11 protein-coding genes are annotated in these 12,267 nt (G+C 42.8%); 3 read left to right on the top strand and 8 right to left on the bottom strand.

Annotation, left to right across the window (positions count from 1 at the left end; genetic code table 11):
* Positions 1 to 13: 13 nt before the first annotated feature.
* The 3 genes from nadA to BLU58_RS03245 are packed head-to-tail and all read right to left on the bottom strand — an operon-like array spanning position 14 to position 3,495.
* The gene (gene nadA / locus BLU58_RS03255; RefSeq protein ID WP_093290799.1) at positions 14 to 1,117 is read right to left on the bottom strand and encodes a quinolinate synthase NadA; all 1,104 of its coding nucleotides are present in this window, start codon (positions 1,115 to 1,117) and stop codon (positions 14 to 16) included.
* The gene (gene nadC, locus BLU58_RS03250; RefSeq protein WP_093290798.1) at positions 1,108 to 1,965 is read right to left on the bottom strand and encodes a carboxylating nicotinate-nucleotide diphosphorylase; all 858 of its coding nucleotides are present in this window, start codon (positions 1,963 to 1,965) and stop codon (positions 1,108 to 1,110) included. Before nadC ends, nadA begins: the two co-directional genes overlap by 10 nt.
* 12 nt (positions 1,966 to 1,977) lie before the next feature.
* The gene (locus BLU58_RS03245) at positions 1,978 to 3,495 is read right to left on the bottom strand and encodes an L-aspartate oxidase (RefSeq protein WP_093290797.1); all 1,518 of its coding nucleotides are present in this window, start codon (positions 3,493 to 3,495) and stop codon (positions 1,978 to 1,980) included.
* Between the two features lie 184 nt (positions 3,496 to 3,679).
* On the opposite strand from BLU58_RS03245, the gene BLU58_RS03240 reads away from it, so the two are divergent.
* A complete protein-coding gene (locus tag BLU58_RS03240) occupies positions 3,680 to 4,831 on the top strand; it encodes a cysteine desulfurase family protein (RefSeq protein WP_093290796.1) in 1,152 nt (383 codons plus the stop codon).
* Between the two features lie 50 nt (positions 4,832 to 4,881).
* Positions 4,882 to 5,541, top strand: coding sequence for an Asp23/Gls24 family envelope stress response protein (locus tag BLU58_RS16270; RefSeq protein WP_093290795.1), 660 nt, complete (start codon positions 4,882 to 4,884; stop codon positions 5,539 to 5,541).
* Between the two features lie 45 nt (positions 5,542 to 5,586).
* Here BLU58_RS16270 and pepV read toward each other — a convergent pair whose 3' ends face one another.
* The 5 genes from pepV to BLU58_RS03210 all read right to left on the bottom strand — a co-directional run bounded on the left by pepV (position 5,587) and on the right by BLU58_RS03210 (position 10,813).
* Entirely contained in the window at positions 5,587 to 7,011 is a 1,425-nt protein-coding gene (gene pepV / locus BLU58_RS03230) for a dipeptidase PepV (protein WP_093290794.1), read from the bottom strand.
* 137 nt (positions 7,012 to 7,148) lie between these two features.
* The gene (locus BLU58_RS03225; RefSeq protein ID WP_093290793.1) at positions 7,149 to 8,144 is read right to left on the bottom strand and encodes an inorganic phosphate transporter; all 996 of its coding nucleotides are present in this window, start codon (positions 8,142 to 8,144) and stop codon (positions 7,149 to 7,151) included.
* Positions 8,137 to 8,757: a DUF47 domain-containing protein gene (locus BLU58_RS03220; RefSeq protein WP_176786472.1), complete on the bottom strand. Its 621-nt coding sequence runs from the start codon at positions 8,755 to 8,757 to the stop codon at positions 8,137 to 8,139. Before BLU58_RS03220 ends, BLU58_RS03225 begins: the two co-directional genes overlap by 8 nt.
* Before the next feature lie 242 nt (positions 8,758 to 8,999).
* On the bottom strand, positions 9,000 to 9,338 hold the full coding sequence (locus BLU58_RS03215; RefSeq protein ID WP_093290791.1) for a hypothetical protein: 339 nt from the start codon (positions 9,336 to 9,338) through the stop codon (positions 9,000 to 9,002).
* Positions 9,335 to 10,813, bottom strand: a complete 1,479-nt coding sequence (locus BLU58_RS03210) for a vWA domain-containing protein (protein ID WP_176786471.1) — start codon at positions 10,811 to 10,813, stop codon at positions 9,335 to 9,337. The genes BLU58_RS03215 and BLU58_RS03210 overlap by 4 nt, the downstream gene beginning before the upstream one ends.
* Positions 10,814 to 11,096: 283 nt before the next feature.
* Between BLU58_RS03210 and mnmA the strand changes: the two genes are divergently transcribed.
* Positions 11,097 to 12,197 carry a tRNA 2-thiouridine(34) synthase MnmA gene (gene mnmA / locus BLU58_RS03205; protein ID WP_093290789.1) on the top strand — a complete coding sequence of 367 codons (1,101 nt, stop codon included), beginning with the start codon at positions 11,097 to 11,099 and terminating at the stop codon, positions 12,195 to 12,197.
* Positions 12,198 to 12,267 lie beyond the last annotated feature (70 nt).

Below are 12,267 nucleotides of genomic sequence, written 5' to 3'. Positions count from 1 at the left end.
CCTACTAGCCAAATCACACAGCTAACATCCGATCTAACGCCACTTTTGACCAATAAATCGTATCGGCATCCACTTCAATCTGGTTTACTGGATTGCCTTCGATGATGCTATCGAGTGCCCAAAGTAGATGGGGTCGGTCAATCCGGTTCATCGTAAGACAAGGACACATCGTCGTGCTAAGGAGCTGGATTTGTTGCTCTGGATACTCTTGTGCAAGACGTTGCACAAGGTTAACCTCTGTCCCAATCGCCCACTTCGTTCCCGGAGCGGCTGCAGCTACTTTTTTGATAATGTAATCGGTCGACCCGTTGTAGTCCGATGCTTGAACCACTTCAAAACAACACTCTGGGTGAACGAGAATGTTTATCTCAGGGTCTAGTTTACGCAAGCGCTCGATCTGCTCAACAGTAAACTTCTGGTGAACGGAGCAATGACCTTTCCAGAGGATCATCCGAACATCTTCTAAATTGCCTTTTTGCTGTTCGAACTCGCCACCTCCTGGACTCCAGATGACCATCTCTTCGAGTGGAACTCCCATTTCAAAGGCTGTATTACGCCCTAAATGTTGGTCAGGCAGGAAAAGAATGCGCTTTTTCTGTTCAAACGCCCATGTAAGCACCTGGTGCGCATTAGAAGAGGTACAAGTTGTTCCGCCGTGCTTCCCTACAAAAGCTTTAATCGCTGCAGTTGAGTTGACGTAGGTAACAGGGATCACAGTATCACCAAATTTCTCGGTGATCACTTCCCATGCTTCCTCTACATCTTCGATATCAGCCATATCGGCCATCGAACAACCTGCTTTTAGGTCGGGTAAAATGATGATTTGTTCATCTGCCGCTAAGGTATCTGCTGTTTCTGCCATGAAGTGAACTCCGCAGAAAATAATATATTTCGCATCTCTTTGCTCTGCGCCAATCCTCGCAAGCTTTAAGGAATCCCCACGATAATCAGCATGCCTGATAACATCATCCCGTTGATAGTGATGTCCAAGGATGACGAGATCATCTCCAAGCTGTGCCTTAGCTACGCGAATCCGACGATCTAGTTCTTCATCCGATAAGCTACGGTACTCTACGGGTAGTTGGTCAGTCACATTTGGAATCATTCCTACTGCCATGAGTCTCCCTCCAATTCCTCCACAAAGTCTAAACTAATATCGAGTGCCTGTGCTGAATGGGTTAAGAATCCGAGAGACACAGCATCTACACCTGTCTCTGCAATCCCTCGAATGGTTTCAGGTGTGATTCCCCCCGAAGCTTCCACCCACACCCTGCCATCAATCATACGAACGGCTTCTCGCAGGGTATCTACAGACATGTTATCAAGTAGAATCGCATTTACATCTACCATAAGAATCTCTTTCACTTGCTCCAATGTATCAGCCTCTACTTCCACTTGAACCATATGGCCAACACGCTTGCGAACGGCTTCTACTGCCTTTTGGATGCTTCCCGCCATCGCAATATGATTATCTTTTAGCATCACACCGTGGCTAAGTCCAAAGCGATGGTTTGTTCCACCGCCCATGCGCACAGCGTACTTCTCAAGCTGTCGTAAACCGGGGGTCGTTTTCCGCGTATCTAATACGTGGCAAGGAAGCCCCTCTACTAAGTCGACTAATTGACGAGTCAACGTTGCTATTCCTGACATCCGTTGCAGAAGATTGAGTGCAACGCGTTCACCTGTTAAAATCGTACGGGTCAAACCCTCTATGCGAGCGATTTCTGTTCCTTTACTTACTCGCTCTCCTTCTTTTACTAACATGGTGAAGCGAATGCTTGGATCTAACTCCTGAAAAACCATCTCTGCCACCAGCAATCCTGCTATCACGCCCTCTTGTTTCGCAAGTAAAATCGCGACACTTTTATGATTCACAGGCACGATGGATTCAGTCGTTAAATCCCCCGATCCTACATCTTCGTTCAATACATCACGAATAAACTGACGCAATTGAATGGAATTCATCTTTTTATTCTCCTAGATTACATGATGTTTTTCTGCCCATTTATCCTTCGTTTCTGGGAAATCTTCCCTATAATGCCCCCCACGACTTTCTTCTCGAGCGAGCGCAGATTCTAAGATGATTTGTGCAGTAATTAACATATTTCTACATTCAAAAAAGCCACGTTCTATTTTATCACGTAATTGTCTAATGTGTACCAATCCTGTTTCTAAACGTTCTCGATTTCGCACAATCCCACAATACTCCCACATAATCACACGAATCTCGTTTTTCCAGATCTTTGCTTGCTCTGGATCTGCGTAATCTTGAACTTGAACATACTCTGGAAAATCGATTTCCGGCGTAGTAAGATCAGGGAGAATCGAGACGCTATCCGCCACTCGTTGGGCGAAAACAGCACCTTCTAATAGGGAATTACTTGCTAGACGGTTTGCGCCGTGAACCCCTGTACAAGCCACTTCTCCACAGGCAAATAGTCTTTCAATATTCGTCCTACCATCTAGATCGGTTTGAATTCCTCCCATAATAAAATGGGTAGCCGGTGTCACAGGGATCAAATCCGTGCGAGGATCAATTCCATGCTTCATACAATGTCCAAAAATCTTGGGAAATCGCTCCGGAAAGGAGTCTCCTATTCCCGTAGCATCTAGATATACAGAGCGACCTTGTTGCATTTCTGTATAAATAGAGCGAGATACGACATCACGAGGGGCTAGATCTTCCCAGTCATGATAACGTTTCATAAACCTCTCCCCCACATCATTCACGAGAAAGGCCCCCTCTCCTCGAACCGCTTCGGAGATGAGAAACATCGGATTTTGTTCCACTGCGAGTGCAGTCGGGTGAAATTGGATAAATTCCATATCTACTAGCTTCGCACCGGCCCGATGGGCTAATGCAAATCCATCACCTGTGGTAACAAGATCATTGGTTGTGTAACGAAAAACCTGTCCACAACCACCGGTAGCCAAGATTACTCCTTTACGGGCGGTGAGAACTTGTCTGATCCCTTCTGCATCCATCATGACGACACCGTAACAAATTCCATCCCTTACGATTAGTTCCTGTACCACTGTGTGCGGATATAATTGTATATTTGATTGTTCGTGTACTTTTTCTAAAAGGGACGAGGTAATTCCAGCACCCGTAGAGTCTCCTGTTACGTGCAAAATCCGCGAGACACTATGAGATCCTTCTCGACCTAACGACCAACCGTCATCTGAGCGATCAAAACGGGTTCCCCACTCAGACAGCTTATCGATGGTGTTCGGCCCCATCTGAACTAACATGTTAACGGACTCGACATTACATAGCCCTACTCCTGTTCGCAGCGTGTCTTCTTGATGTAATGTAGGAGAATCGTCTTCTCCAACAGCAGCGGCAATTCCACCTTGGGCACGCCAAGAATTACTCTCTTCTTGCTTTGCCTTTGTGAGAATCATCACATGACCAGTACGACCAAGAGACAGAGCAGTAGTAAGACCTGCAATTCCACTGCCGATAACGATATAATCAGTTTGTACCATCGACATCGTTAGGCATCCTTCTTTCACAAAATGTTAACAATTTACTTCAGTTTCATTTTCTCAGGAAATCAAATAATGTCAATAACCAATTCCACAAATCCTCTCATTTCAACCTTTGAAGAGGATGAGTTTGATCTCGAATTCGGTATAATGAATAATAAAACGTACCTTATAAAGGGGGAATTTCGCATTGAAGACCATTTATTTAGACTACGGTGCAACAAGTCCCATCCGCGAAGAAGCCCTTCATGCTATGATGCCTTATTTTCAATTAGAATATGGCAATCCGGGAAGCATCCATGATTTGGGACAACGTTCAAGCGATGCAATCCAACGTGCACGTGTCCAGATCGCAAAAGCAATCGGAGCAACGAGTTCCCGTGAAATCATCTTTACCAGTAGTGGTACTGAGGCCAACAATCTAGCTATCATAGGTGGTGCGAGAAAAAGAAAACATCTCGGTAACCATATTATTACCAGTTCCATCGAACATCCAGCTGTTTTAGAAGCATGCCGTTATTTGGAACAAGAAGGTTTTCGTGTGACCTATTTACCAGTGAACTCATATGGGAAAGTACAAGTGAAAGACGTTGCAAATGCAATAACCGAAAAAACGATCCTTATCACGATTATGTCCGCAAATAATGAAGTGGGAACGATTCAGCCGATTGCGGAAATCGGTCAATTGTTACAAGATAGTTCCATTTTATTTCACACAGATGCGGTACAATATATAGGAAAGATTCCTTGTTCAGTCGAAAATCTAGGAGTCGATCTCCTTTCTATCGGAAGCCACAAACTATATGGCCCGAAAGGGATCGGTGCTCTTTATATCCGGAAAGGCGTCCGAATTGAACCTCTGTTCCACGGTGGTGGGCAGGAAAGAGATATTCGGCCCTCTACCTTAAATACTCCAGCTATCGTCGGTTTTGGAGTCGCAACTGAACTTGCAGTAAAGGAAATTCAGCAAGAATCTGAGCGCTTAACCACGCTACGAGAGTATGCTTGGTCACGTATTCATCAGGAAATCGGCGACGTGGACTTAAACGGACACCCAACCGAGCGCCTCCCTAACAACATCAACCTCAGTTTTCAGCGGGTAGAGGGGCAGGCCATCCTTCTAGAGCTAAATCGTCAACAAATCTACGTATCAAGCGGTTCTGCCTGTAGCGCCGGAAAACATCGCCCTTCTCACGTGCTCCGTGCCATGGGCCGCTCAGATGATGTCGCTCACCAAAGTATGCGTATCACCCTAGGAAAAGATACGACAAAAGAAGATATCGATATCATGATCCACCATCTCTCACAAGTGCTTACCTACTTACGCTCCTTGTTCATATAACAAAGGATGGATGACCCATTCACTTTAGAGAACGGAGGGATTCTTACAAAATGAAACTAGCCAGATGGCTCTTTAAACTATCCCTATTCGCTATCCTTACCGGGGGAATTTGGGTCTTACTCTTGTACGCTCAACAAATTAATTACCATGTACCCAATCAAAGCTATCTCATGAGCACCCATCTCTCATACACTCTCTTTTTTATATTTGCGCTTTTTCTACCTATATTCCTGTATAACATCTTTCGAAATCGCAAAAGAATAAAAGCGCTCAAACGTAGCTTCTACCTGTTTACGACTTTTTATCTGATCATGGCTCCAATCGTCGTTTTAGCTTTTGATAACTATTTGCTAGCCACACCTCAGGGAATTACATACAACACGTTTATGAGTGTAAATCAAAATGAGATCGAAGAATGGTCCAGTATTGAGAAACTAACATTAGACTATAGTAAGGAACAGTCATTCACCGGAAAAGGCAGATATCGTCTTACATTTGTAGTGGATAGCAAAGATCGTGACCCCATTGACTTAAATAATTATAATTCTCCGCTCTATAAAAAAGGCCAATTTCTCATTATCTACGAAAGAATAGCCAGTCACGGAGTCCCGATCGAAATAGCTCGTCCGTTGCCAAAAGAAGGTGTTGATCCAGACTCATTGCTAGCAGAAATATATCAACTCGCGCAAAAACAAAAAGAAAGACCGTAAGCAGCTTAATTGCTTATAGGTCTTTCCCTCGTTTTCACGCAAAGATTACTTCGCTAATTCGTAGATCGCTTGGGCATAAAGTGCCGTAGCGCGAACCATATCATCCCATTCGATAAACTCATCTTTTTGATGTGCTACTTCAAGGCGACCTGGGAACAAAGGGCCAAATGCTACACAATTTTGTGCTGCACGCGCATAAGTAGCTCCCCCGATTGCCATCAGTTCAGCGGGCTCTCCTGTCTGTTCTTCATAAACGCTGGACAATGTGGAGACAAGTGGGTGGTCTGGCGAAAGATAATGTCCTCGTTTACGATCATAATGATCAATCTCTAGATCATACACAGCTAGTTTCTCACGAAGTTGTTCAAGTAATTGATCATCATCAATCGAAATGGGGTAGCGAATGTTAAGTCGTATCCCTTCGCCTTCACCCATTGTATAGTTGAAGACTCCAGCATTTACAGTAAGAGCGCCTGTTCTCTCATCCTCTTGAGCAATTTCCATTTTCTCGCCAAAAAAGCTATCTACCAAGTAACGATCGATTAGCTTAATATAACGGCCACCTACTGCATCCAACTTGATCGTCGTTAAAAAACGAGCCAATTCTAATGCGGCATTTAACCCCTTTTCTGGTTCCGATCCATGATGAGAAATTCCGCGAACAACTAAAGTTACATGCTCATTTGCCTCTTCCGCGTATCCCTGAATTCCCTTTTGTAAAAGGAAATCTTGGAATTGCTCCTTTAACTCAAACACATCTTCGTCCCCTACCAGCACAGCCGTAGCTAAATCAGGAACCATGTTTACACGTTGTCCGGATTGGAACGATTCCAACGTCCAGACACCTGCGGCAGCTTCCGTCACCGAAGCAGCTGTCGTTCCATTTGCTTGAATATCATAAAATCCCTTTTCTGCGTTGATAATCGGGAAATCAGCATCAGGCGTAAAGCCCATCGAAGGCATCTCTTCTTTAGAGAAATAGTATTTCATACAACGCCATAGGGACTCTTCATCCCCTCCTAAAATGAGGCGCACACGCTTCGATAGAGGTAGCTGTAACTCTTGAATCAATTTCATCCCATAATACGCCGCCATCGCAGGTCCTTTATCATCAATGGCCCCCCGAGCATATAGCCTTCCATTTCGGATCTCTGGCTCAAATGGGGGAGATGTCCAGCCTTCGCCAACCGGTACAACATCCACATGAGCTAACACACCAATCAGCTCAGAACCCTCTCCCATTTCCACGTGCATCGCATAGCCATCTACATTTTTCGTTTGGAAGCCATCTCTGGTTCCTAGATTGATTACATATTGAATCGCATTTGCAACCGCTGCGCCAAATGGTGCTCCCTCGTGAGCAGTTGATTCATCTAAAATACTAGGTATCGATAATAATCCTTTTGTATCTTCTAATAATTGGCTTTCTCTCTTCGAAACTTCTTCTAACCAATTGATCTGCTTTTCCAAAAGAAAATCCTCCTCTTATGTACACCAAAAACGATAGATATCTCTTAGCTTCCTATATGCCACATATCATAGCATGTTATCTAAAAAAATACACCGATTCGAGGATAGAAAAAACCTGAAGTCAAACGACTCCAGGCTTAATGTTCCAAGAAACTGAGCACGGTATACAAAGCATAACCCATGATGGCAGTTCCCGGTAGAGTAAGAACCCATGCATATACGATTTTTTTCGCTACCGTCCAGCGAACACTACGAATTCGTTCCGCTATCCCTGTACCGATAATCGACCCTGTAATTGTATGCGTTGTACTAACCGGAATACCCATCCCTGCGACTGTCGTCAAGATTGTAGCTGCCGCGGTCTCAGCAGCAAAGCCATGTGGTGTCTCCAAGCGGCTCAAACGGGAACCAATCGTTTGGATCACCTTCCATCCACCGATTGCTGTACCAAATGCCATTGCTAAGGCTGCTGAAATCTTAACCCATGTGGGGATATTTAATTCAGTTTGATAACCCCCTACTAGCAAAGCAAGAGCCATGATTCCCATTGCTTTCTGAGCATCTGCCGCACCATGACTAAATGCCATAAACCCAGACGAGAAGATCTGCAAAGGCTTAAATACCCTTTTCACACGAGAAGCAGGCTGATTCGCAAATAGAGCTCGAATAATCTTCATAAAAATATATGCAACAATAGCACCTAATACCGGTGATATAAGCAAACCAATCAAAATTGTAATAAGCCCTTTGCTTTGCAGAATATCGAATCCTGCTGAAGCAACGGCCGCACCTACTAAACTTCCGATCAATGCATGTGACGAACTTGTTGGAAGACCCATTAACACGGTGACTACATTCCAAATGATAACAGCTGAGAGTGCTGCTACCAACACTACTAACGTCACCGCTTTCGGATTTACAATATCTTTACCGATCGCTTTTGCAACAGCTGTCGAGAAAAATGCGCCTACTAGATTAAGACCTGCGGCCATTAAAATGGCTGTATATGGTTTTAACGTACGCGTCCCCACGACTGTCGCAATCGCATTTGCCGTATCATGCCAGCCGTTAGTAAAATCAAAAATTAACGCTAAGGCAATAACAGCTACGACGAGCCAAAATGGATCAAGCATACTTCAAAATCACACCTTCCATAACATCCATCAAGTCTTCAAATAAATCAGTAACACGTTCTAGTTTCTCAATGATTTCCTTCATCTTAAATAGTTCTAGTCCATCACTCGGATTTTCAAATAGAGTATATAAACTATCTCTCATCAATTTATCACCTTGGTTTTCAAGGTCATTAATTTCAATTGAGATCTTTCGAATGCTCTGGAAATCTTTTTTCTCTAGTGCAATAAACGATTCTTGTAACAATTGGGCAGAGCTTACAATAATCTCAGCAAATTGAACTAAATACGGAGCTGATTTATTAACATGAAAATAGACAAATCGAGCTGCACAAGCTTCTATACCATCTAATACATCATCTAATTTAACTGCTAAATTTAAAATATCTTCGCGATCTAACGGAGTAACAAACGTAGAATTTAATTCTTTAATCAACAGGTGGGTAAAAGCATCCCCTTTAGACTCTAATTCCTTAAGTCGTTCTGCGTATTTCTCCTTTTCCTCTAATGTCTCCACATTTTCACGGAAAAGTTGTACCGCTTCCACAATGTTGCTTGCCGCATCAATAAGGGTTTGATAGAAGATACGATCTTTTGTACGATTAAAAATCACCATTACCCCTCCTGTACTAAATTGCCGTTAAACAAGGCTAATCTTACTCTTACTATTTAGTGATTGAAAAGAGAAAAGTTAATTATGCATGAATAAATTTAATCTAAGTTAAAATAAACTTTACAAAACCTTAACACTCTCCCGTTAGGGACATATTGCTGTCTTTATTATGAGATGAAACGTTTAAATTCATACAAAGAAAGCCAGTTTGGCTCGTAACCAAAACTGGCTTTCTTTGTATGTCATGAATGAACACTCTGAGTCACAAAAGACCCTTCAATATGGAGAAATAAGATATTTAAATCGCTAATTCGACTAGAAAGATCGTTTAATTGTTCATTAATCGCAAAGAACAATCTTTCATCCTCTACTTCTTTAAGCGAATCAAAAGTTATGAGATATTCAATCTCGAAACACTTGATCTGCTCTGGAATACAAGCACATACTTGTTGACAAAGAAGTTCAAACTCTGCCTGTACGTCGGGATCTAACTCATCGTAATCGACGTGGAGAATCGGGCGATGAATCTGTAGTCGTTCATCATAAATCATCTCATATGACTTGTTTAAATCGCGGTTCATTTCGCATCACCCAAAATCTCTGTTTTCTTTTCTGCAAATGTATTGGGCGTATTTTTGGGACTCGTTTTATCCCATGATTTTTCTAAGTTATCCACTTGAGTTAACCAATCTTTGCGGAGCTTTTTATCCGATTTCTGATACTGTTTTTTGATGTGCCCATCTACTTGTTCATATCTCTGATCGATCCACCGGCCGATTCGTTCATAATCTGTCTTCTCAATCTTAGATTGATTAAAAATGTATTCATTGGCGGCTTGTAGATGCTCTTGCTCATTTTTCGTCGTCTCGCTCAGACTTTGGTGCCCATCTTTTAACTGCTCACGCGTGTTTTGAAGGGTCTTAGCTGATTTTTCCAAAGCACGTACCTGCCACGGTGTGTCCATCTGTCTGATTTCTTTTGTAATGGATTGGAGAGCCTGAGTAAGTTTCTCCCCATCTTTGATGGAGATAAATTCCCCCCCTGATTGACCTGCGATCGAGGAAATCTGCTTTTCTGCTTGTAGGCTCGAACCAAAGGAAATCACATTAATGGCTGCATGTAAATCAGAATCGCTCAACTGCTTTGCTTGCTGTGCTGGATTTGCATTACATTTATCTACACCATCGGTGATAAGAACCACACGATTTTCACGACTTTTCTCCTTATGGGCAGATAAGTCTTTAGCACCTTCCTGAATCGCTAAACCAGCCGGATTCCATCCTTCTTTTGATTCTAGTTGGTTCATCGACTTTGACCACACTGGAGCAGTCCATTCAACCCCTGAGTACAACAAAGACGTATTTTTGCAAGATTCTCCTGGATCTTTGGCATTCACTCCACCTTCTTTTCCAAACACCCTCACATGAACCTGAGTACCTTTTGGAATCGTTTTCGTCACCTGAGTGAGTGCACCTTTGATCCATTCCATTTTACTTTTACCCTGTAAGTCTTTTCCCATCGAACTACTTGCATCAACGAGGAACAAAATTTGGTTGTTTTTCACAGCCCCTGCCTGAATCGCAGCTTGTTCGGCCGTGGGTGGCTTCGCCTGATGGTCTTTTGCAATCTCGGATAGTACTCGTGCCTGTTCTTTCAAGTCAACCATCTCTACATCATCATAAACGGTTACGAGTTGCTTATAATTTTCTCCCAGCAGACCGAGTAGATATTGAAAGGCAGCATCTCTCTCTAATCCAATCGGCATCTGATCCAACGCTTGATATACCTTAGATTGGTTATATTTATTACCAGAAAAAGACCCTTTGCCTGGATCTTGCAAAATATCTTCAATCTTCGTATAGGGCCCTGGGCTCGCATCGATCTCTTTCATCACTTGCTTTGATTTAATTTCCGTTGCAGAGGCTTTAGATTCTTCCACTTTACGAATCTCATTTCCGGTTGTCTCTTGAATTCGCTGTACGACTGTAGAACAACCGCTCATGAGTACTGTAGCAGCCGTCACACAAATTGCTTGTTTGAGTGGTAGTTTCCTCATAAATCCTCCTATCCCTCGGCTCATATACTTAATATGTTGTTCTTAAAGCTTACTTGATTCAATCCCCTTTGACAACGAATTCCCTTGTTTTATCGAAGACTTTTCATAGTTGCCACAGCGCAGAGTAAATTTCATATTAATATATCTATTATATACATTTTGATTTCTTCCTAAAACCCCTTAGATGATAAGATTTACCAAGTCCTTTTTGTTCATTCTTGACTTAATCGTTTATAATAAAATGACATACGATTGACAGGGAAGACCCATAGAAAAGAGATGCATAATGACGAATCAAAATAAACGTGTAGTTGTAGGAATGTCAGGTGGAGTAGATTCTTCTGTGACTGCTTGGCTTCTAAAACAACAAGGCTATGATGTAATCGGTTTGTTTATGAAAAACTGGGATGATACCGATGAATTCGGTCACTGTACTGCCACAGAAGATTATGAAGATGTGCGCCGGGTCGCAACCCAAATCGGCATTCCCTATTATTCCATTAACTTCGAAAAAGAATATCAAGAAAAAGTCTTTTCTTATTTCCTAGATGAATATCGCAAGGGGCGCACTCCCAACCCTGATATTATGTGTAATCGGGAAATCAAGTTTGGTGAATTTCTTCAGAAGGCTGAGCAATTAGGAGCCGACTACCTTGCCACAGGCCACTATGCCCAACTAAAAGAAGTAAACGGAACAAGACAGCTTTGTCGAGGTGTAGACCCGAACAAGGATCAAACATACTTCCTCTCCCAAGTACCACAAGACAAATTCAAGAACACACTCTTCCCCCTTGGACATCTAGAGAAAAAGGAAGTTCGCAAAATAGCGGAAGAGGCTGGATTATATACAGCAAAGAAAAAGGATAGCACTGGCATTTGCTTTATTGGAGAGCGTAACTTCAAAGAGTTCTTAAGCCATTACTTGCCTGCACAGCCTGGTGACATGAAAACCTTAGATGGCACAATCGTAGGAAAGCATGATGGCTTAATGTATTATACGCTCGGCCAGAGGCAAGGTTTAGGTATCGGTGGTGGAGCTGGTGAAGGAGGATTGCCTTGGTTTGTCATCAAGAAGGATGTGGCGCAGAACATCCTCTATGTTGCTCAAGGACATGATCACGACGCACTCTATACAAATAGACTAATGGCAACGGATGTAAACTGGTTAGCAGACACCGAAGCACCAACAAAGCCTTTTTCTTGTACAGCCAAGTTTCGGTACCGACAAAAAGACCAAAATGTGACCGTCATCCCAGACACAAATCGCCCATGGGATGTTCAATTCCATGAACCGCAACGTGCTGTCACTCCGGGTCAATCGGTTGTATTTTATGATGGTGAAGTCTGCCTTGGTGGCGGTATTATCGACTCTACTTATGTATAAGAGAAACGAACGGCACACACTTTCGAAGGGATAGCGAATAAAGCTATCTCTTTTCTATAATTTTATCTTT

It is taken from the genome of Thermoactinomyces sp. DSM 45892 (assembly GCF_900107305.1).
GTDB lineage: Bacteria > Bacillota > Bacilli > Thermoactinomycetales > Thermoactinomycetaceae > Baia.
This window is presented reverse-complemented; position numbering and strand designations above follow the sequence as displayed.